This window comes from Rhizobium sp. SAFR-030, assembly GCF_059415005.1.
The window spans coordinates 531,480-551,011 of the sequence record NZ_JBPFDO010000003.1 but is presented as its reverse complement, the minus strand read 5'-3'; the positions used below and the strand labels follow the sequence as shown (position 1 = coordinate 551,011).

The following is a 19,532-nucleotide window of genomic DNA, read 5'->3' as shown; positions in this document are numbered from 1 at the left end:
GATGTGGAGGCCGTCGGAGACATCAGCCGACGCTATGCCGCCGATCCCGACATCGGCGGGCACATCTGCACAGAGATGGGAATTTTTGTCGCAGGAGGATGTGCGACGATCCACCCTTGAGGTGGTGAGAGCGCAGGGGTTCGAACCCTGGACCTACTGATTAAAAGTCAGTTGCTCTACCGGCTGAGCTACGCTCTCCCGAGATGCGCTGGGTGCGCCCTTCGAAAGTGCGCGGAACATAGGCAGATGGCCTTTCGCGGTCAACCCGCGAAAGGCGAAAATCTGGGGTCTTTCCAAACTTGTTCATAGACGGGCCGAAGCCGATCGACGACCGTCCGAAACTGGTCATCGAACGGTGGCGGGCGGCCGTCAATGGGTCTGGCGACCGCCTTCTTCTTCCTCGAAGGTCACGGCCGTGTCGGCGTTGGCCGACAGACGCACCTTGCCGCCTTCGATGTCTGCCACCAGCGACAGCGGGATGAAGTGGTGATGGCCTTCGTGGCTGCCCTCGCCGCTGTCCTTCTTGGTCAGCTTGATGCGGCTGCCCTCGACGCGATCGACCGTGCCGATGTGGACGCCATCCGCACCGATGACTTCGGCATGTTCCTGAATGCTTGCTGCATCGACCATGATTGTCTCCTTGGCTTTGTTGCGACAGGGAAACGCCAGCGGCCGCAAAAGGATGCATGCGCAGCGTGCGATATCGTCCGCCTCGCGCGCCGTGCCGAGCCCGGCGCGAGGTTACGGTTTTTTCATTAGGTTGGCCGGGCCAACCATGGCATGTGCAGGATCCGGCAGGCACGCTGATGCAAGGCGCCACCGGGCCGATGACACCGAACGCAGATCCGAGAAGACCGCAAGACCATGGCCGACCGATCCCCCGATGACACCCGCAAAGACGGCGCCGCCCCGGCGCCGGATCTCGCCGCCATTCTCGCCGGCTCGCGCGGAAAACGTCGCCGGTCGCGGTGGGTGGTCTGGCCGGTCGTGCTGCTGGTGGCGGCCGCACTCGGCGGCGGTGCCTATCTCTATTCCAGCCAGGAAGGCCCGGCCTACACCTATACGACCCAGCCGGCCAAGCGCGGCGACCTGTCGGTGATCGTCACCGCCACCGGCTCCGTCCAGCCGACCGACCAGGTGGATATTTCGAGCGAGCTGTCCGGCACGGTCCGCAAGGTCAATGTCAGCTACAATAGCCCGGTCAAGGCCGGCGAGGTGCTGGCGGAACTCGATACCAACAAGCTGCAGGCCGATGTCCAGAGCGCCCGCGCCAAGCTTGCCTCGGCCCGCGCCAACGTGGTGAAGGCGGAAGCCGAACTGGGCTCCGCCCGCAGCCAGCTCGACCGGCTGAAATCGCTGGTTACCAACCGCATCTCCAGCCAGCAGGAGCTGGATACGGCGCAATATGCCTATGATTCGGCGGCCGCCACCCGCGAGATCAACCAGAGCACGGTGCTCTCCTCCGAGGCGGACCTGCGGCTCGCGGAGGTCAACCTTGCCAAGGCCAAGATCGTCTCGCCGATCGAGGGCGTCGTGCTGACCCGCGATGTCGATCCGGGCCAGACGGTTGCCTCGTCGCTGTCGGCACCGATCCTGTTCACCATTGCCGGAGACCTGAAGCGCATGGAGCTGCAGGTGTCCGTCGACGAGGCGGATGTCGGCCAGGTGCAGCAGGGGCAGAGCGCCACCTTCTCCGTCGACGCCTATCCGGACCGCAGTTTCCCGGCCCGCATCGAGACCGTCCGCTTCGCCTCGGAAACCGTCTCCAACGTCGTCACCTACAAGGCGATCCTCTCCGTCGACAACAAGGATCTGCTGCTGCGCCCCGGCATGACGGCGACGGCCGATGTCACCGTGCAGTCGGTGAAGGATGCGCTGCTGGTGCCGAACGCTGCACTGCGCTTCTCGCCGCCGGCCGAAGCCTCGGCGCGCGGTGGCAGCATTTTGGGCCGGCTGTTCCGTACGCCGCGGCCGCCGGGCGCCGGACGTGGCCGCAACAACGCGCCGGAAACCCAGGCGGACCGCTCCCGCCGGCCGGTCTACGTCCTGCGCAACGGCGCGCCCCAGCGCGTGCTTGTCGAGACCGGTGCAACCGACGGACAGTTCACCATCGTCACATCCGATGCGCTCAAGGCCGACGATCCGCTGGTCACCGCCGCCGCGCCGCGCCGCAACTGACGAGGCAAGCGCCGATGACCGACCGCCCCCTCATCGAATTCCGTTCCGTCGGAAAAACCTATGGACGCGGCGAAGCGACGATCCGGGCGCTCGACGGCGTCGACCTGACGATCGAGGCCGGCCAGTTCGTGTCGATCATGGGTCCGTCGGGATCGGGAAAGTCGACGGCGATGAACATCCTCGGCTGCCTCGACGTGCCGTCCTCCGGCGAATACCTGTTTCAGGGCATCCCGACCGCCGGCTTCGACCGCCAGCAGCTGACGCTTCTGCGCCGCCACATGCTGGGCTTCGTCTTCCAGGGTTTCAACCTGCTTGCCCGCACCTCGGCGGTGGAGAATGTCGAGCTGCCGCTCGTCTACCGCGGCATGGAACCGCGCGAGCGGCGCAAGCTGGCACTGCTGGCGCTCGAACAGGTGGGCCTCAAGGGCCGCGAACACCATACCACCCAGGAACTCTCCGGCGGCCAGCAGCAGCGCGTCGCCATCGCCCGCGCCATCGTCACCAGCCCCGCCGTCCTGCTTGCCGATGAACCGACCGGCAACCTCGATACGAAAACCAGCGTCGAGATCATGCAGCTGATCACCGGGCTCAACCGGGAGCGCGGCATCACCGTCATCATGGTTACCCATGAAGAAGACATCGCCGCCCATGCCAGCCGCCAGCTGCGCTTTGTCGACGGCCGGCTTGCCGCGGACAGTCTGGCGACGGAGGACATGCATCATGCTGTTTGAGACGATCCGGCTTGCCTGGCGCGCCATCAGCCGCAACCTCCTGCGCTCCTTCCTCACCGTGCTCGGCGTGGTCATCGGCGTCGCCGCCGTCATCGCCATGGTCACCGTCGGCAATGGCACGACCGCGCAGGTCCGCCAGGAACTGTCGCGGCTCGGCACCAACACGCTGTTCGTCCGTCCCGGTCAGTGGGGACCCGGCCGCGCCAGCACCGAAGCCAAGCGCTTTGCCGATGCCGACGTGACCGCCATCCGCGATCAGGTCGGCGGGCTGCGCGCCGTCGCCCCGATCAACCGCGGGACGGCGACCGTCATCTCCGGCGGCCAGAACCGCTCGACGAGCGTCATCGGCACCACCAACGACTATCTGGTGGCGCAGGACTGGGATCTGGCCCTTGGCCGCGAATTTCTGCCCTCGGAAGAGCGCGGCACCGCCGCCTGCATCATCGGCCAGACGGTGCGCCGCGAACTGTTCGGCGATGCCGATCCCGTCGGGTTGACACTGCGCGTCAGCAATATCGCCTGCCCGGTCGTCGGTGTCCTCCAGGCCAAGGGCCAGTCCGGCATGGGCGACGATCAGGACGATACAGTCATCATGCCGCTCAAGCTGCACCAGCGCCGCATCGGCGGCACCACGACGATCTCCAGCATCCTCCTGTCGGCCGAAGAAGGCGCATCGACCGCCAAGGTCCAGGCGGACGTCGAAAGCCTGCTGCGCGAGCGCCGCCGCATCGCCATCGGCAAGGACGACGACTTTTCCGTCAACGACATGACGCAGATCGCCTCGGCGCTGACCGGCACGACGACGCTGCTCACCGGCCTCCTCGGTGCCGTCGCCGCCGTCAGCCTGCTCGTCGGTGGCATCGGCATCATGAACATCATGCTCGTCTCGGTGACCGAGCGCACCCGCGAGATCGGCATTCGGCTGGCGATCGGCGCGCTGGAGGGCCAGGTGCTGACGCAGTTCCTGGTCGAGGCGGTGCTGCTGTCGGTGTTCGGTGGCGTCACCGGCATCCTGGCCGGGCTCGGGCTCGCCTATGGGGTCGTCAGCCTCTTGAACGTGCCGTTCGTCACCAGTCCGGTAATCATCGCCATTGCCTTCGCCTTCTCGGCGCTGATCGGCATGGTGTTCGGCTATTTCCCGGCCCGGCGCGCGGCCCAGCTGAACCCGATCGAGGCGCTGCGCCACGAATAGACGCGAGCCGGGACAATAGCCGCTTCACGTCGAGCAGCCATCACCATCCGGAATGCAAAACGCCGCCCTGCGGCGGCGTTCAAGGGTTTGATGAAGAGATCCGACGCAGAGCTCAGGCGGTGCTGCCTGCGCCTGCCCGCTCGCGGGCCAGCGCTGCAAGATCGGCGGGCTTCAACTCGACCGATTCGCCGCAGCCGCAGGCCGACGTCTGGTTGGGGTTGTTGAAGGTGAAGCCGGAGCGCATCTTGGTCACTTCAAAATCCATCTGCGTGCCGAGCAGGTAGAGCACGGCGGCAGGTTCGATCCAGACATTGGCGCCTGCATGCTGGATCAGGTCGTCCTTGGCCGAGGGCTCGGTCACCAGGTCGATGGTGTATTCCATGCCGGCACAGCCGCCCTTCTTGATGCCGACGCGGATGCCCCTGGCTTCCGCACCCGAATTGCCGACGATCGCCTTCACCCGGTCGGCGGCGGCATCGGTCATGGTCATCACTGCAAAGCCCATGGGCTCATTCTCCTTCACGCAACCGGATTGAAGGTCCGGCGGTCTTGAACATCAATGTAAGCGCTGCGTCGCCGCGGATCAATGACGAAGCGTCATCGCACCAGCTTCGGCCAGTCGCGCGCGGCGTGCAGGACACGGAGGATCTCGACATCTGCATTCCGCCGCTTGAAGAAGATCAGATGCTTGTTCTTGCTGAACAACCGCACCCCGTCCAGTGAGCCTGTCGACACATTGGGTTCGAGCGCGTGTCCCATAAGCGGCATCTGCGATAGCAGTCTGCAGGTCTCAAGAATCTCTCGTCGCCAGCTCCGCGCGGCAACGGGATTGAAATTAGAAATGTAGAGGACGGTTTCCAGCATGTCTGCCTTGGCGCGCGGCGTGATGATGAACGCCATTAGGCAGACTTCGAGGCGATATGGCGCTCCAACTGCCTTTCGATATCTGCGAAGGCCTCTTCACCATCGATCGGTTCGCCGCTGTCCAGTGCTTCCTGGATCAGCGCGTCGATCTCGCCGGGTGCGAAATTCGCCAGCAGCCGGTTGACCTTCCACTCGGTCAGGGCGGCAGAAACGACATCGTCCGGCGAGGCGAATTCGCCTGCCTCGACAGCGCTTTCGACGATCTCGCTCATGTGTTCGTTCAATTCGATGCGAATGGGCGTGGCGCGTGTCATCGAAGAAGCCTCCGCGTGGGGACCACCACAGATTACCGCATCGGCGGCGTCAGTACCAGCCGACGGCGACCTGCGCCTCTTCCGACATCCGTTCCGGCGTCCATGGCGGATCGAAGGTCATCTCCACCTCGACGCCCGACACGCCTTCGACGGCGCCGATGGCATTTTCCACCCAGCCCGGCATCTCGCCGGCGACCGGGCAGCCCGGGGCGGTCAGCGTCATCATGATCTTGACCATGCGGTCGTCTTCGATGTCGATCTTGTAGATCAGCCCGAGCTCGAAGATGTCGGCCGGGATTTCCGGATCGTAGACGGTTTTCAGCGCCGAGACGATGTCGTCCGACAGCCGGGCCAGCTCGTCGGCCGGAATGGCGGACTGGATCAACCCTTCACGGGCATCCCACTTCAGTTCTGGTTCGTCGATAGCCATGATCAGATCCTCGGGCCGATGGGGCCCTCAAGCGAAGAAGTTGCGCGCATAGTCCAGCGCATCAGCCAGCGCGTCCACCTCGGCGCGCGTGTTGTACATCGCAAACGATGCCCGGCAGGTGGAGGTGACGCCGAAACGTTTCAAGAGCGGCATGGCACAATGTGTGCCGGCCCGTACCGCGACGCCCTTGCGGTCGATCACCATCGAGACGTCGTGCGCGTGGATGCCGGCAAGCTCGAAGGAGAAGATCGCGCCCTTGCCCGGCGCATCGCCGATGATCCGCAGCGAATTGATCGCCTTCAGCCGTTCCGTCGCATAGGCCGTCAGATCTGCCTCATGCGCGGCGATCGCATCGCGCCCGACGCTGTCCATGTAGTCCAGCGCATGACCGAGCCCGATGGCCTGGACGATCGGCGGCGTGCCGGCCTCGAAACGATGCGGCGGATCATTGTAGGTGATCGTCTCCTCGCCCACGTCGAGGATCATCTCGCCGCCGCCCTGGAACGGCCGCATCTCGTAGAGCCGCTCGCGCTTGCCGTAGAGCACGCCGATGCCCGAGGGACCATACAATTTATGGCCGGTCATCACGAACCAGTCGCAGTCGATGTCGCGGACATCGATCGGCATGTGCACGGCAGACTGGCTGCCGTCGACCAGCACCGGAATATCCCGCTCATGGGCAATCCGGCAGACGTCCTTCACCGGCACGATCGTTCCCAGCGCATTGGACATATGGGTGATCGCCACCAGCCGCGTTTTGTCGGTCAGGCACTTCTCGAAGTCTTCGAGGTGGAAGGCGCCGTCCTCGTCCACCGGCACCCAGACCAGCTTGACGCCCTGCCGCTCGCGCAGGAAATGCCAGGGCACGATGTTGGAGTGGTGCTCCATGATGGTGATGACGATCTCGTCGCCTTCCTTCAGGTGCGGCATCGCCCAGCCGTAGGCGACGGTGTTGATCGCCTCGGTGGAGTTCTTGGTGAAGACGATGTCGTCGACGGACGGCGCGTTGAGAAAGCGCCGCACCTTTTCGCGTGACGCTTCATAGGCTTCCGTCGCGGCGTTCGACAGGTAGTGGAGGCCGCGATGGACATTGGCGTATTCGCTCGAATACGCGTGGGCGATCGCATCGATCACCGCCTGCGGCTTCTGCGCCGAAGCTCCGTTGTCCAGGTAGACCAGCGGCTTGCCGTGCACCGTGGTGGACAGGATCGGGAAATCCCTGCGGATCGCTTCGACGTCATAAGTCATAGGCGGTAATCCTGTTCTTACCCTTAGGCGTGCTTTTCGAGCCAGGTCGAGATGATGCCTTCCAGCGCCTCGACCAGCTGCTCGTCGTCGAGTTCCTCGATGATCTCGGCGACGAAGGCGCGCACCAGCATGGCTCGTGCCTTGTTGCGCGGAATGCCGCGCGCCATCAGGTAGTAGAGGTGGTTGCTGTCGATATCGGCGACCGTCGCACCATGGCCGCACTGCACGTCGTCGGCAAAGATCTCGAGCTCGGGCTTGGAGGAGAACTCCGCCTCGTCCGACATCAGCAGCGTGTTGCAGGCCATCTTCGCATCGGTCTTCTGCGCGTCGAGTGCCACCTTGATCATCCCCTGGAAGATGCCGCGGGCACGGTCGAACACGACGCTGCGGAAGATTTCCGTCGAGGTGGTGTTCGGCACGTTGTGGCCGAGCACCAGCGTCACGTCGGTGTGCGTGTCGCCGCCCAGCAGGTTGACGCCGCGCAGCTGCAGGTCGGCACCCTCGCCGGCAACGTCGATCCGCAGCTCCTGGCGGACCAGCTTTCCGCCGGCATTGATGACGTAGAGACGCAGCTTGACGTTCGAGCCGACGCGCACCCGCATCTGCCCGAGATGCGTGTCCGATGCGCCCTGCTCCTGCAGCACGATCCAGGTCACCTCGGCGCCGTCCTCAAGCGAGATGTCGCTCACCGACGAGACCAGCGCCTCGCCGTCGGTGGTCGCCATGTGCCGCTCGATCACGGTCGCCTTGCAGCCCGCGCCGAAGCTGACCGGGAAGCGCGTATGCGCCTGGCCGGCGCCGTGCAGCGCCTGGATCTCGATCGGCCGGTCGATGGTGGTTCCGGCCGGGAATTCCAGCACCAGACCGTCGCGGACAAAGGCTCCGTTGATCTTGCCGATCGCGTCGTCGCCATCCAGCAGCGACAGGCCGGGTGCCGCCGTTCCCTCGCGCAGCATGTCGGCGAAGGAACCGACCAGCACACCGTCGATCGAATTGCGGTTGTCGACCAGGCCCTGGTGCGTGGCGATCACCAGCGCCCCTTCGACGAGCGGCTGGGGGGCTGCGACGACCGCCGCCGGAACCTGGGCCGGAACCGACCGCAGCAGCGTCTTGAGGTCCGTGTAGTGCCAGGCTTCCACCCGGCGGTTGGGCAGGCCGTTGGTCTTCAGGTCTTCCAGCAACCGGTCGCGCGCACTGATTACCGCCCCGTTGCCCGGCAGGTCTCCCACCTGGGCATTGTAGGCGTCAATCAGCGCAGATTCAGCGGCGGTCTGCCGGCTTGTGCTCTGCATGTTCATGCCAAATATCCTTCTGCCCAGGTCTCAGGCCGCTGCGCCGATGATGTCGGCATAGCCGTTGGCTTCCAGCTGATGCGCCAGCGCCTTGTCGCCCGAGCGGATGATCTGGCCCTTGTAGAGAACGTGGACGGTATCCGGCACAATGTAGTCGAGCAGGCGCTGGTAATGGGTGATGACGATCACCGCACGATCCGGCGAGCGCAGCGCATTGACGCCGTCGGCGACGATCTTCAGCGCATCGATGTCGAGGCCGCTGTCAGTCTCGTCGAGAACGCAGAGCTTCGGCTCCAGCAGCGCCATCTGCAGGATCTCGGCGCGCTTCTTCTCGCCGCCGGAGAAGCCGACATTGAGCGGACGCTTCAGCATGTCCATGTTGATCTTAAGCTCGGCAGCCGACTCCTTGACGCGGCGGATGAAGTCCGGCGTCGTCAGTTCAGGCTCGCCGCGTGCCTTGCGCTGCTCGTTCATCGCCACCTTGAGGAACTGCATCGTGGCAACGCCGGGGATCTCCACCGGATACTGGAAGGCGAGGAAGATGCCCTTCGAGGCACGCTCGGCCGGATCGAGCTCCAGGATGCTTTCACCGTTGTAAAGGATCTCGCCCTCGGTCACCTCGTAGTCGTCGCGACCCGACAGGATGTACGAGAGCGTCGACTTGCCGGAACCGTTCGGACCCATGATGGCGGCGACTTCGCCGGCCTTCACGGTCAGGTTCAGGCCGCGGATGATCTCGGTGCCGTCTTCGGCGATGCGGGCGTGCAGGTTCTTGATCTCGAGCATTTTTGTCTTCCTGTCCATTGGGCGGTTCAAGGGCCGCCTCTTCATCCTTGACGCCGAATGGCGCCCCAATCTTCAGCGCCGCCTCGGCGCCCATTTCTCAGCGCCGCCTCGGCGCCCATTTCTCAGCGCCGCCTCGGCGCCCATCTCTCGTCGCCGCCTCGGCGCCCAATTCTCGTCATCCTCGGGCTTGTCCCGAGGATCTGCCGACCTCAGTTATAGTCGGACCACTGCCTCGTATGTGCATGCGGAACATAGACGTTGTCGATCTCGTCGATCTTCTCGAACAGGTCCAGCCATGTTGGGTTCAAACCCTCGATCAGCCTGATCTTCCAGTCTCTCAGGTACCGCTTCAACGATTTCTCCCGCCGAATGGCCAGAACAATGTTGGGATGCCTCTCGAACCAGACGAGGAGGGTCGCGTGGTACTTTGCCGTGAAACCCTCACCAATCTGATTCCTGTGCTCCCAGGCCCGCCCGTGGAGATCGCTCGTCACGCCGACGTAGATAACCCCGCGTGGCTTGTCCGACATTATGTAGACAAACCCTGTCACTCCGCGTCACTTCCAGCAGATCCCCGGGACAAGCCCGAGGATGACGGCCAGAAGGACCGGCGCGACGGACAGGGTTCGCATGATCACCCCACCGAGCCTTCCAGCGAGATGCCGATCAGCTTCTGTGCTTCCACGGCAAATTCCATCGGCAGTTCCTGGATGACCTCCTTGACGAAGCCGTTGACGATCAGCGCGATCGCCGCCTCCGTCGGGATGCCGCGCTGCAGGCAGTAGAACAGCTGGTCTTCGGAGATCTTCGACGTCGTCGCCTCATGCTCGAACTGCGCCGAGGAATTCTTCGCCTCGATGTAGGGCACCGTGTGGGCGCCGCACCGGTCGCCGATCAGCAGACTGTCGCACTGCGTGAAGTTGCGGGCATTGCTCGCCTTGCGATGCGCCGTCACCTGGCCGCGATAGGTGTTCTGCGAGAACCCGGCGGCAATCCCCTTCGAGACGATGCGGCTCGACGTGTTCTTGCCGAGATGGATCATCTTGGTGCCGCTGTCGATCTGCTGATAGCCGTTCGATACAGCGATCGAGTAGAACTCGCCGCGGCTGTCGTCACCGCGCAGGATGCAGCTTGGATACTTCCAGGTGATCGCCGAGCCGGTTTCGACCTGCGTCCACGAGATCTTCGACCGATGACCGCGGCAATCGCCGCGCTTGGTGACGAAGTTGTAGATGCCGCCCTTGCCCTGGGCATCGCCCGGGTACCAGTTCTGCACCGTCGAATACTTGATCTCGGCATCGTCGAGAGCCACCAACTCGACGACCGCCGCATGCAGCTGGTTTTCGTCGCGCTGCGGCGCCGTGCAGCCTTCGAGGTAGGACACGTAGGCGCCTTCCTCGGCGATGATCAGCGTCCGTTCGAACTGACCGGTGTTCTTCTCGTTGATGCGGAAGTAGGTCGACAGCTCCATCGGGCAGCGTACGCCCTTTGGCACGAAGACGAAGGACCCATCGGTGAAGACGGCAGCGTTCAGCGTCGCGTAGTAGTTGTCGGTGGTCGACACGACCGTGCCAAGATACTGCTTGATCAGCTCCGGATATTCGCGGATGGCCTCGGAGATCGACATGAAGATCACGCCGGCCTTGGCCAGTTCCTTCTTGAAGGTCGTGACGACGGATACCGAATCGAACACCGCATCGACGGCAACGCGCGGCTTCTCGACGCCGGCGAGCAACTCCTGCTCCCTCAGCGGGATGCCCAGCCTCTCGTAGACCTTCAGCAGTTCAGGATCGACCTCTTCAAGCGACTTCGGACCCGACGTGGTCTTCGGCGCGGCGTAGTAATAGAGGTCGTTGAAATCGATCTTCGGATAGTCGACGCGGGCCCAGGTCGGCTCCTCCATGGTCAGCCAGCGACGATAGGCGTCGAGGCGCCATGCCAGCATCCATTCCGGCTCGTCCTTCTTCGCCGAGATGAAGCGGATGATCTCTTCGGAAAGGCCTTTCGGGGCCTTGTCGACTTCGATTACGGTCTCGAAGCCATACTTGTACTGGTCAACATCGATCTGGCGGACCTGATCGATCGTTTCCTGCACAGCAGCCATGGTCAGTCTCCAATCTTGCCGGAATCAAGGGTCCGGCAGCTTGTCATCATTTGGCGGATGTCCGCCTGTATGTAGTGGCCAGAAGGCGGTTTTCACACCATTTGGCAAGCAGATTCTTGCGTTTTCGCAAGAGCCTTGGCGGTCACGCCGCCTGCCCGGCCGGCTTGCGCCGCCCGGCAATCCTGACGAAGGCGGCAAGCGCCCTGTCGATATCATCGGCAGTCGTCGCCGGTCCGAGAGAGATGCGCAGCGCACCAAGATCCGGATCACATCCCATCGCCGTCAGCACGTGGCTCTGCCCCACCTTGCCCGACGAACAGGCCGCTCCCGCCGACAGCGCGACGCCTTCGAGGTCGAAGGCGATCTGGCCGGTCTCGGATTTCAGCCCCGGCAGCGTGAAGAAGGTGGTGTTGGCCACCCGCTCGACCGCCGCACCATGGATGATCACGTCGCCCGCGGCACGGCGCATGCCGTCCTCCAGGCGATCGCGGAGCGCGGCAAGCGTCGACACGGTGCTCGTGAGGTTTTCCACCGCCGCGTCCGCTGCAGCGCCGAACCCGACGATGCCCGGAAAATTCTCGGTGCCGGAGCGATGACCCTTTTCCTGGCCGCCGCCGTGGATCAGCGCTTTTGGCGCCATGACCTCGCCGCGCGACACCAGGACGCCGACGCCCTTCGGTCCACCGATCTTGTGCGACGACAGGACCATGAAATCTGCGTCGAGCGCTTCGATGTCGAGCGGGATCCGCCCGGCAGCCTGAACCGCATCGACGACCAGCAGGCCACCCTTCTGATGCACCAGCCGGGCCGCCTCGGCGACCGGCTGGATGATGCCGGTCTCGTTGTTGACGAGCATCACCGCCACCATCGGCAGTCCGCTCGAACCGTCATGGCCGGCGAGTGCGCCGCCAAGCGCCTCGAGATCGATGACGCCCGCAGGCGTGACAGCGATCTCGCTTACCTGCGCCCGGTCGAAGCGTCCGCCCTCGCGAATGGCTGGATGCTCGATCGCCGACACGTAGAGATGGCCGATCGCCAGCGGCGCGCGTCCCATGCGAAACTCGGGCGTCAGAACCAGGTTGGCTGATTCCGTCGCACCACTGGTGAAGATCACGTGCTGCGGCTGGGCGCCGGCAAGCGCTGCCACCTGTCGTCGGGCACGGTCGAGCGCCACCCGCGCGGCGCGTCCTTCCGCATGCACGGACGAGGCATTGCCCGGCAGAGCGTAGGCATCCAGCATGGCGCTGCGGGCCGCATCGGAGAGCGGCGCCGTCGCGTTCCAGTCCAGATATGCACGCGGAGTGGCCATTGCCTGTCCCGGTTCCCGATCTAGATGTTCGGATGCGGCGCATTTCCCTTGAAATTTTCGCCACGCATGCCGTAAGAGACGACCAACTGGGCGGCACGAGCCGGCCCAACTTTCGAATGGTTCTAAACTGTTTCTAGAAAAGATGAGCGGCTTCGTCAAGTCAAAGCCCCTCCGAAACGGTTGGAAACCACAAAAAGCTGACCGGAGTTACGATGCCCGAAGTCATTTTCAACGGCCCCGCTGGCCGCCTCGAAGGACGCTACCAGCCGTCGAAGGAAAAGAGCGCGCCGATCGCCATCATCCTGCACCCGCACCCGCAGTTCGGTGGCACGATGAACAACCAGATCGTCTACCAGCTGTTCTACATGTTCCAGAAGCGCGGCTTCACGACGCTGCGCTTCAACTTCCGCGGCATCGGCCGCAGCCAGGGCGAGTTCGACCACGGCGCCGGCGAACTGTCCGACGCCGCCTCGGCGCTCGACTGGGTGCAGAGCCTGCATCCCGATTCGAAGAGCTGCTGGGTCGCCGGCTACTCGTTCGGGTCCTGGATCGGCATGCAGCTGCTGATGCGCCGCCCGGAGATCGAAGGCTTCCTGTCGATCGCCCCGCAGCCCAACACCTATGACTTCTCGTTCCTGGCGCCCTGCCCGTCTTCCGGCCTGATCATCAACGGCGATGCCGACAAGGTGGCTCCGGAGAAGGACGTCAACGGCCTCGTCGAAAAGCTGAAGACCCAGAAGGGCATCCTCATCACCCACCACACGATCGAGGGTGCAAACCACTTCTTCAACGGCAAGGTGGATGAGCTGATGGGCGAATGCGAGGACTATCTCGACCGCCGCCTGAACGGCGAACTGGTGCCGGAACCGGCCGCCAAGCGCATCCGCTAAGGCGCCTGCCCGAACTGGACTTCGAAAAAACGGCCTTCGGGCCGTTTTTTTATGCCTTCAGCCGGCCGCCATCGCGATCGGCATGACGCTCTGGTGCTGGCGAACGCAGTTGCGGCCGGCAGCCTTGGCCTCATAGAGCGCGTTGTCGGCAAACCGCATGGCGGCCGACATGTCGGCGCTCGACTTGAAGATGGAAACGCCGAAGCTTGCGGTGACCCTGAACGTCTGCGGCAGGCCGGCGATCGGCTGCATCGCCATCGAGCCGCGCAGCGCCTGGGCAAACAGCATCGCCGCATTCAGCGATACGCCCGGCAGCATGACGCAGAACTCCTCGCCGCCGAGCCGTCCGACGACCGCATCCTCCGGCGCGCTGTTGCTGAGCAGGTCGGCGAAGGTGCGGATCACGCGGTCGCCGCTATAGTGGCCAAACGTGTCGTTGACCCGCTTGAAGTGATCGATGTCGCAGAGGATCAGCGCATGCGGACCCACCGGCTGCCGGCGCAGCACGCGCTCGCATCCGGCATCGAAGCCACGCCGGTTGAACACCGAGGACAGCGCATCGACCTCCGAATCGCTGCGCGCCTCCTCCATGATCTCCAGCACGAAGACCGACAGCAGCATCAGTCCCACAAGCACGACGAACACGCCGGTCATGCTCTGCGACACGAGCGCATACGGAGAATGCACGTAATCCTTGGCCGTCGGGCCGGCGCCGACCAGCACCGCGATGACGGCTTTCACCGGAAACTGCAGGGTTGCGACGGAGAGCAGCACCACCATGGCCCGGTCGATCGGTTCGCGCCGCGACGAACGGATGACGGCGATGGCGCTGAACAGCATCGCCAGGGCGAACGGAGTCTGGTAGCTCAGCGCATGCAGCCAGGTGCCGCGCGGCAGGTCGTAGATGAAGACGTCGAGCACCACCGCGGCGCAGAAGAAGCCTGCAAGCGCTGTAAGATGGGCCGGCACGCCGTAGAGGCGCGCCACGCCGACGCGGATCAGCAGCAGCCCGGCAAGCACGCTCATGAAGGCGGCGATCGCGAAGACTTTTGGGAAATCGGTGTAGGCGACCAGCAGTTCGGCGATCGCCGACAGCGACGCGACGGCGTAGGCGACGGCGATCCAGCGGGCGGCGATCCGCGAGCGGCTGCGCGTCGAAACGATCAGGAACACGGTGCAGAAGGAAATCCCGACCAGGAAATTGACGATCAGAAAGTAGTTGGCGCCATTCATCCTGGATCGCGGGTTCGTCCCGCCCTCAAATTGTATCGAAAAGAACCTAATGGCCGGGCGGTAACGACAGGTTAACGTTCTGCCGCAACTTCGCGATGCCCCGATGGAACCCTCTACGACAAGGCTTCCAACTTTTGAAGTGATTCATCGCTGAAACAGTGTTAGACGCCCGGCTTCACATCCCAGCCAACATCTGCCGAGATAGGTCAATGTCCAGGTTCAAGTCCGACTTCCTCCGCACGCTCGACGAGCGCGGCTTCATTCACCAGATCTCCGACGAGGCGGGTCTCGACGAACTGTTCGCCAAGGAAACCGTGACCGGCTATATCGGCTTCGATCCGACGGCGCCGAGCCTGCACGTCGGCAGCCTGATCCAGATCATGATGCTGCACTGGATGCAGCAGACCGGCCACCGGCCGATCTCGCTCATGGGCGGCGGCACCGGCATGGTCGGCGATCCTTCGTTCAAGGACGATGCACGCCAGCTGATGACCGTCGATACGATCGAGAGCAACATCGCCTCCATCAAGCGCGTCTTCTCCCACTACCTGAGCTACGGCCAGGGGCAGAAGGACGCCATGATGATCAACAACGGCGACTGGCTGCGCGATCTCAACTACCTCGAATTCCTGCGCGATGTCGGCCGCCACTTCTCGGTCAACCGCATGCTGTCCTTCGAGAGCGTCAAGTCGCGCCTGGATCGCGAGCAGTCGCTGTCCTTCCTCGAATTCAACTACATGATCCTGCAGGCCTACGATTTCGTCGAGCTGAACAAGCGCTACGACTGCCGGCTGCAGATGGGTGGCTCCGACCAGTGGGGCAACATCGTCAACGGCATCGATCTCGGCCACCGCATGGGCACGCCGCAGCTCTACGCACTCACCTCGCCGCTCTTGACCACGTCGTCCGGCGCCAAGATGGGCAAGTCGCTGAACGGCGCCGTCTGGCTCAACCCGGACATGCTGTCGGCCTATGATTTCTGGCAGTACTGGCGCAACACCGAGGATGCCGACGTATCGCGCTTCCTCAAGCTCTACACGACGCTGCCGATGGACGAGATCGCCCGCCTGTCGGCACTCGGCGGCGCGGAGATCAACGAGGTCAAGAAGATCCTCGCGACCGAAGTGACGGCGATGCTGCACGGCCGCGACGCCGCCGTACAGGCGGCCGAGACCGCCCGCAAGACGTTCGAGGAAGGCGCGCTTGCCGACAACCTGCCGTCGATCGACGTGGCTGCCGGCGAACTCGATGCCGGCATCGGCCTGCTCGCCCTGATCGTCAAGGCCGGGCTTGCTGCATCGAACGGCGAAGCGCGACGTCACGTCCAGGGTGGCGCGGTGCGCATCAACGACGTTGCCGTCTCCGACGAGCGCAAGCTGATCGGCACTGGCGAGGTCACCTCCGACGGCGTCATCAAGCTGTCGCTCGGCAAGAAGAAGCACATCCTGGTGCGGCCGGCCTGAAACCAGCCCGATCTACCAGCCAATCCTTGAGAAGGGCCCGGTTTTCCACCGGGCCTTTTCTCATTGGAACTCGAAGATCTGCCGGAACACGCCGGGCGCGATGATCGACAGCGGATTGACGGTGAGCTTCGGCTGGGCCATCGAGCCGGCAACCTTGAAGGTGATCCCTAGCAGGCCGCGATCCCGGCCGTTGCCGAGGATGGTGCCGATGATCGGCAGTTCGGCGAACAGCCGGTTGAGGCCGTAGGCCGGCATGAAGGTGCCGGTCAGGTCCATGTTGCCGGCCGCGTCGCGCACCATGCCCTGGAAGGTGGCACCGATCTGCTCGCCGCGCACCACGCCGTTCTGCAGCGACAGCGCCCCCTGCCGGTAGACGACCCTGGCAAAGCCGCGCTGGAATTTCGCCGAGCTGACGTCGATGTCGCGTTTCACTGCCGAATTGAGGCTGCGGCCGTCCTCGCCGACCGGCGTCGAGACGATCGACTGCAGCCGGCTCTCGTTGACCAGCGAGAAGCTGCGGATGTCGATCGAACCGCTCCAGTCGTCGCCCTCCTCGTTGTCCAGGCGGATATTGAGGAGGCCGCCGCGCAGATGGTCGTAGAGGTCGGCGAAGCGGGCAACCGCGCCGGCATCGCCGCTGGTCAGCGTGATGGTTTCCGCGGCACTGCCGGAGGCGGTCTTTGCCACCACCGCCTGGCCGCTGGCGGTGACGCCGGAAAATTCGACGCGGTGCATGTCGCCGTCCCTGACGGTGATCGACAGGTTGGCGTTGCGGATGCTCTCGTCGTTGAAGCCGACGATGCGGTCGAGTTTCGCCTTCACCCGGGCCGCATCGCTGCCCTTGCCGCTGCCCTGCTTGCCGCCCTCGCCGCTGCCGTTCTTGAATTTCGACAGCACCGGCCGCAGATCGGCAGCCGACCCGGTGAGCGAGACGTCGTAGATCCCCTTGCCGCGGCGGATGGAGGCGGCAAAATCATCGGCCGGCGACAGCTGCACGTGGCTGAAATCCGCCGAACTCAGTCCGCCCTTGTCGAGCGCCACCTTGCCGTTGATGCCGAACCCGTCGCCGGACAGGTCGAGCTTCTGGATCGTCGTGTTGCCATCCTTGCTCTGCACCTCGGCGCTCGCCTTGGCGGCGATGCCGCTGCCCTTCGTCCAGCCCACCCACGGAACCGACAGAGTTGCCTTGCCGAGATCGAGCTTGACCAGCTGGCGTTCGGCGTCGATCCGCGACAGCTCCAGGCCGATCTGCCCCTTGATGATGTCGGAGAGGCCGGGCGCCAGCTTTTCACGCTGCGCATCGTTCAGCGTCGCGCTCAGCGACAACTCGCGCGCCACGTTCGACTGCGAACCGATCGGCTCGACCAGCGTGACTTCGGCAGGCACCGTGTCGATGCTGGCCTTGGCGTTCAGACGCACGGCCTTGTCGTCGATGTCGAGCGTCCCGTCGACGTCGGTGACGGTGCGCCCCTCCATCGGCTTGGCCAGATCGACGCCATCCAGCGCGACGCTCGCCTTGAAGGTCGGCGCCGGCGGCTGCTGGTCGTTGATCAGCCCGAACCGTGCATGGACGGTCGCCTTTGCTTTCCCGGAAAAATCCTCCGGCTTGAAATCGGTGCCTTTCAGGCCGTTGATCGGCTTGAAGGTGGCAAGCTCGGCCACCGCATCGGCGGCTCCGGAAACAGTCATCTCCAGATCCGCCATCAGCGGCTTGCTGTAGGTCGAGCCGATGGTGAACGATCCGCCCTCGGCGTTGACGGTGCGGCCAGACGGGAAATAGGCGTTGGCGCTCTTGAGGTCGACGCGCAGCCGCTCGCCCTTCAGGTCGAAGTGGCCGGCAACGTCGCGCAGCGGCGGCAGTTCGCCGGGCAGCGTCAGGCGGTTGTCGGCGATGTCGAAGGCGACGCGCAACTCATCGGCGTTGAGCTCCATCGGCTGGCCCGGGCCCTTCATGCGCCCGGCCGGGATGAACACCGAGATCGAGCCGTTGGTCACGGTTCCGCCGAACAGGCTCGACGTCACCCAGTCGCGTGGCTTGTGCGCCATCCAGAACGGCCACAGCTGCTTGACCGCCGCGACATCCATGCGCGGCAGCTGCGCTCCGAAGCTGATCTCCGGCGACTGGTTGCCCGGAAAGTGGATCTTTAGCGCGCCGGCCATCTGCCCCATCGGGCTCGATACCTGCATCTCGTCGAATTCCAGCTGACGATCGCGCGACAGGTAGCGGCCGCCGGCCTTCATGTCGAACAGCACCGGTTCCTCTCCGCCGGCCGAGCCTTGTGCCTTGCCGCCACTGACCAGCAGGTCGAGGCCGAAGCCTGGCCGCTGCTCGGCCGCGTCGATGCGGTTGAGATCGATCAGCGCGCCGCTGAGCGGCAGCACGGTCGGCCCGAAGCGCAGCTCCGACGGCATGATCTGGATCGAGTTGCGGGTGAAGTCGTAGGCCGCGCGGATCTCGGCGCCCGACAGTTCTTGGCCGATCCCGTCGAAATAGAACCTCCCGCGGTCGTGGTGGATCTCGGCCTTGATCGCCGGCTCCGTCTCGGCCGTGTCGCGTTGGGCGTTGAGGTCCAGCGCGATCGAGCCCTCAAGACCTTCGCGCGGCGAACCGTCTTCCATCCGCTGCAGCAGGAACGGCGTCAGGTCGAGGCCGACGATCCGCGCCGTCAGCATGCGCGTCACGCCATTGACGGCAGTCGCATCGACCGTCAGGTCGGCTGGCCGGCCATTGAGTTCGACGCGGCCCTTGAGGGCGATCTGCCCGGCATCGGTCATGGTGAAGTTGAGATCGGAGACAACCAGCGTCGAGACCTTGCCGGACGCGTCCGGCGGGAACTGGATGTTGATGCCCGAGATCCGCACCGATCCGGTGCCGGTGCGCTCGATCAGGCCGCGCGCCTCGTCGAGCCGCTGAAACGCCTGCTCCAGCGATGCCGGCAGGCGGTCGACGCGCACGGTCGACAGGTCCATCGGGTCGCCGGCCGGCAGCAGCGCCGTATCGAGGCTGATGTTTTCGGCCTCCATGTGGCGGATCGACACGCGGCCGCTCGCCAGCGCCAGCGGATCGATGGCAAGACGCACCGCGCCGGTGCGAGTCAGGTGTTCTCCCGTCGCCACTTCGACGATGTCGACATCGCGGGCAACCAGCGCCAGCCGGAAATCCGAATCGAATCGAATGGCCGTCGAACCGACGGTCGCCCGGTAGCGGTTGCCGATCGCGCCGTTGAGCGCCGCCTGCGCCCGGGCGTTCAGCGCGCCGTCGACGGCGCCGGTCTCGATGGCAAAGAAGGCGCTCGCGACGGCCGCCGCGATCAGCACCGCAAGCCAGGTCACATAGCGGGCAAAGCTGTGGATGCGCCGCCGCCGTGGCGGGCAATGGACGATGACGGGATCGTGCGCCTGGGCCGAAGGCAGCGCATGCAGCGGGATCATGTCCTTGCGGCGGAACCTGACTTTTTCGCCTCGTATTTCCGCCATGGTTCTCCGGTTCTCATCACG

The 19,532-nt window shown here is 64.4% G+C and carries 18 protein-coding genes and 1 tRNA gene; 5 read left to right on the top strand and 14 right to left on the bottom strand.

All coding sequences use genetic code 11. The features are described from left to right. Positions 1-122: 122 nt before the first annotated feature. Positions 123-198 (bottom strand) — tRNA-Lys (locus tag ACR65N_RS12160). 171 nt (positions 199-369) lie between these two features. After that, positions 370-630: a DUF2171 domain-containing protein gene (locus ACR65N_RS12155; RefSeq protein WP_440457203.1), complete on the bottom strand. Its 261-nt coding sequence runs from the start codon at positions 628-630 to the stop codon at positions 370-372. Positions 631-864: 234 nt separating this feature from the next. Here ACR65N_RS12155 and ACR65N_RS12150 point away from each other — a divergent pair, with 234 nt between their 5' ends. Genes ACR65N_RS12150 through ACR65N_RS12140 form a run of 3 tightly spaced genes read left to right on the top strand, consistent with a single transcriptional unit; the run spans position 865 to position 4,101 of the window. Then, on the top strand, positions 865-2,178 hold the full coding sequence (locus ACR65N_RS12150; RefSeq protein WP_440457202.1) for an efflux RND transporter periplasmic adaptor subunit: 1,314 nt from the start codon (positions 865-867) through the stop codon (positions 2,176-2,178). Positions 2,179-2,192: 14 nt separating this feature from the next. Then, the gene (locus tag ACR65N_RS12145) at positions 2,193-2,909 is read left to right on the top strand and encodes an ABC transporter ATP-binding protein (RefSeq protein WP_440457201.1); all 717 of its coding nucleotides are present in this window, start codon (positions 2,193-2,195) and stop codon (positions 2,907-2,909) included. After that, positions 2,899-4,101: an ABC transporter permease gene (locus ACR65N_RS12140; protein WP_440457200.1), complete on the top strand. Its 1,203-nt coding sequence runs from the start codon at positions 2,899-2,901 to the stop codon at positions 4,099-4,101. The genes ACR65N_RS12145 and ACR65N_RS12140 overlap by 11 nt, the downstream gene beginning before the upstream one ends. A 112-nt stretch (positions 4,102-4,213) precedes the next feature. Here the strand turns inward: ACR65N_RS12140 and sufA are convergent, their stop codons facing one another. The 10 genes from sufA to ACR65N_RS12090 all read right to left on the bottom strand — a co-directional run bounded on the left by sufA (position 4,214) and on the right by ACR65N_RS12090 (position 12,448). After that, complete coding sequence (gene sufA / locus ACR65N_RS12135) at positions 4,214-4,606, bottom strand: Fe-S cluster assembly scaffold SufA (RefSeq protein ID WP_440457199.1); 393 nt, start codon at positions 4,604-4,606, stop codon at positions 4,214-4,216. 92 nt (positions 4,607-4,698) lie between these two features. Then, complete coding sequence (locus ACR65N_RS12130) at positions 4,699-5,001, bottom strand: type II toxin-antitoxin system RelE/ParE family toxin (protein ID WP_440457198.1); 303 nt, start codon at positions 4,999-5,001, stop codon at positions 4,699-4,701. Next, positions 5,001-5,279 carry a ribbon-helix-helix domain-containing protein gene (locus ACR65N_RS12125; RefSeq protein ID WP_440457197.1) on the bottom strand — a complete coding sequence of 93 codons (279 nt, stop codon included), beginning with the start codon at positions 5,277-5,279 and terminating at the stop codon, positions 5,001-5,003. Before ACR65N_RS12125 ends, ACR65N_RS12130 begins: the two co-directional genes overlap by 1 nt. A 49-nt stretch (positions 5,280-5,328) precedes the next feature. Further along, the gene (locus tag ACR65N_RS12120; protein WP_430303722.1) at positions 5,329-5,709 is read right to left on the bottom strand and encodes an SUF system Fe-S cluster assembly protein; all 381 of its coding nucleotides are present in this window, start codon (positions 5,707-5,709) and stop codon (positions 5,329-5,331) included. A 27-nt stretch (positions 5,710-5,736) separates the two neighbouring features. Further along, positions 5,737-6,957, bottom strand: a complete 1,221-nt coding sequence (locus ACR65N_RS12115) for a cysteine desulfurase (protein ID WP_440457196.1) — start codon at positions 6,955-6,957, stop codon at positions 5,737-5,739. A 23-nt stretch (positions 6,958-6,980) separates the two neighbouring features. Continuing rightward, positions 6,981-8,255 (bottom strand): Fe-S cluster assembly protein SufD, encoded by a 1,275-nt coding sequence (sufD, locus tag ACR65N_RS12110; protein ID WP_440457195.1) that lies wholly within the window; start codon positions 8,253-8,255, stop codon positions 6,981-6,983. 24 nt (positions 8,256-8,279) lie between these two features. Next, positions 8,280-9,035 (bottom strand): Fe-S cluster assembly ATPase SufC, encoded by a 756-nt coding sequence (gene sufC, locus ACR65N_RS12105; protein ID WP_430303726.1) that lies wholly within the window; start codon positions 9,033-9,035, stop codon positions 8,280-8,282. A 209-nt stretch (positions 9,036-9,244) separates the two neighbouring features. Next, entirely contained in the window at positions 9,245-9,586 is a 342-nt protein-coding gene (locus tag ACR65N_RS12100) for a GIY-YIG nuclease family protein (RefSeq protein ID WP_440457194.1), read from the bottom strand. 83 nt (positions 9,587-9,669) lie between these two features. Beyond that, positions 9,670-11,139, bottom strand: coding sequence for a Fe-S cluster assembly protein SufB (sufB, locus tag ACR65N_RS12095; protein WP_440457193.1), 1,470 nt, complete (start codon positions 11,137-11,139; stop codon positions 9,670-9,672). A 142-nt stretch (positions 11,140-11,281) separates the two neighbouring features. Then, complete coding sequence (locus tag ACR65N_RS12090) at positions 11,282-12,448, bottom strand: cysteine desulfurase family protein (RefSeq protein WP_440457192.1); 1,167 nt, start codon at positions 12,446-12,448, stop codon at positions 11,282-11,284. 212 nt (positions 12,449-12,660) lie between these two features. On the opposite strand from ACR65N_RS12090, the gene ACR65N_RS12085 reads away from it, so the two are divergent. Then, the gene (locus tag ACR65N_RS12085) at positions 12,661-13,338 is read left to right on the top strand and encodes an alpha/beta hydrolase (protein ID WP_430303730.1); all 678 of its coding nucleotides are present in this window, start codon (positions 12,661-12,663) and stop codon (positions 13,336-13,338) included. 57 nt (positions 13,339-13,395) lie between these two features. Here the strand turns inward: ACR65N_RS12085 and ACR65N_RS12080 are convergent, their stop codons facing one another. After that, positions 13,396-14,571 (bottom strand): GGDEF domain-containing protein, encoded by a 1,176-nt coding sequence (locus ACR65N_RS12080; RefSeq protein ID WP_440457191.1) that lies wholly within the window; start codon positions 14,569-14,571, stop codon positions 13,396-13,398. 209 nt (positions 14,572-14,780) lie between these two features. On the opposite strand from ACR65N_RS12080, the gene tyrS reads away from it, so the two are divergent. Then, entirely contained in the window at positions 14,781-16,034 is a 1,254-nt protein-coding gene (gene tyrS, locus ACR65N_RS12075; protein WP_430303733.1) for a tyrosine--tRNA ligase, read from the top strand. 60 nt (positions 16,035-16,094) lie between these two features. On the opposite strand, the gene ACR65N_RS12070 is transcribed toward tyrS, so the two are convergent. Then, positions 16,095-19,511 (bottom strand): YhdP family protein, encoded by a 3,417-nt coding sequence (locus ACR65N_RS12070; RefSeq protein WP_440457190.1) that lies wholly within the window; start codon positions 19,509-19,511, stop codon positions 16,095-16,097. Positions 19,512-19,532 lie beyond the last annotated feature (21 nt).

What these genes read in the sequence shown, in the direction of transcription:
- ACR65N_RS12155 (WP_440457203.1), bottom strand. Translation starts at nt 630, where the DNA reads ATGGTCGATGCAGCAAGCATTCAGGAACATGCCGAAGTCATCGGTGCG.
- ACR65N_RS12115 (WP_440457196.1), bottom strand. Translation starts at nt 6,957, where the DNA reads ATGACTTATGACGTCGAAGCGATCCGCAGGGATTTCCCGATCCTGTCC.
- ACR65N_RS12145 (WP_440457201.1), top strand. Translation starts at nt 2,193, where the DNA reads ATGACCGACCGCCCCCTCATCGAATTCCGTTCCGTCGGAAAAACCTAT.
- ACR65N_RS12140 (WP_440457200.1), top strand. Translation starts at nt 2,899, where the DNA reads ATGCTGTTTGAGACGATCCGGCTTGCCTGGCGCGCCATCAGCCGCAAC.
- ACR65N_RS12085 (WP_430303730.1), top strand. Translation starts at nt 12,661, where the DNA reads ATGCCCGAAGTCATTTTCAACGGCCCCGCTGGCCGCCTCGAAGGACGC.
- sufC (WP_430303726.1), bottom strand. Translation starts at nt 9,035, where the DNA reads ATGCTCGAGATCAAGAACCTGCACGCCCGCATCGCCGAAGACGGCACC.
- sufB (WP_440457193.1), bottom strand. Translation starts at nt 11,139, where the DNA reads ATGGCTGCTGTGCAGGAAACGATCGATCAGGTCCGCCAGATCGATGTT.
- sufA (WP_440457199.1), bottom strand. Translation starts at nt 4,606, where the DNA reads ATGGGCTTTGCAGTGATGACCATGACCGATGCCGCCGCCGACCGGGTG.
- tyrS (WP_430303733.1), top strand. Translation starts at nt 14,781, where the DNA reads ATGTCCAGGTTCAAGTCCGACTTCCTCCGCACGCTCGACGAGCGCGGC.
- ACR65N_RS12125 (WP_440457197.1), bottom strand. Translation starts at nt 5,279, where the DNA reads ATGACACGCGCCACGCCCATTCGCATCGAATTGAACGAACACATGAGC.
- ACR65N_RS12150 (WP_440457202.1), top strand. Translation starts at nt 865, where the DNA reads ATGGCCGACCGATCCCCCGATGACACCCGCAAAGACGGCGCCGCCCCG.
- ACR65N_RS12130 (WP_440457198.1), bottom strand. Translation starts at nt 5,001, where the DNA reads ATGGCGTTCATCATCACGCCGCGCGCCAAGGCAGACATGCTGGAAACC.
- sufD (WP_440457195.1), bottom strand. Translation starts at nt 8,255, where the DNA reads ATGAACATGCAGAGCACAAGCCGGCAGACCGCCGCTGAATCTGCGCTG.
- ACR65N_RS12080 (WP_440457191.1), bottom strand. Translation starts at nt 14,571, where the DNA reads ATGAATGGCGCCAACTACTTTCTGATCGTCAATTTCCTGGTCGGGATT.
- ACR65N_RS12070 (WP_440457190.1), bottom strand. Translation starts at nt 19,511, where the DNA reads ATGGCGGAAATACGAGGCGAAAAAGTCAGGTTCCGCCGCAAGGACATG.
- ACR65N_RS12090 (WP_440457192.1), bottom strand. Translation starts at nt 12,448, where the DNA reads ATGGCCACTCCGCGTGCATATCTGGACTGGAACGCGACGGCGCCGCTC.
- ACR65N_RS12120 (WP_430303722.1), bottom strand. Translation starts at nt 5,709, where the DNA reads ATGGCTATCGACGAACCAGAACTGAAGTGGGATGCCCGTGAAGGGTTG.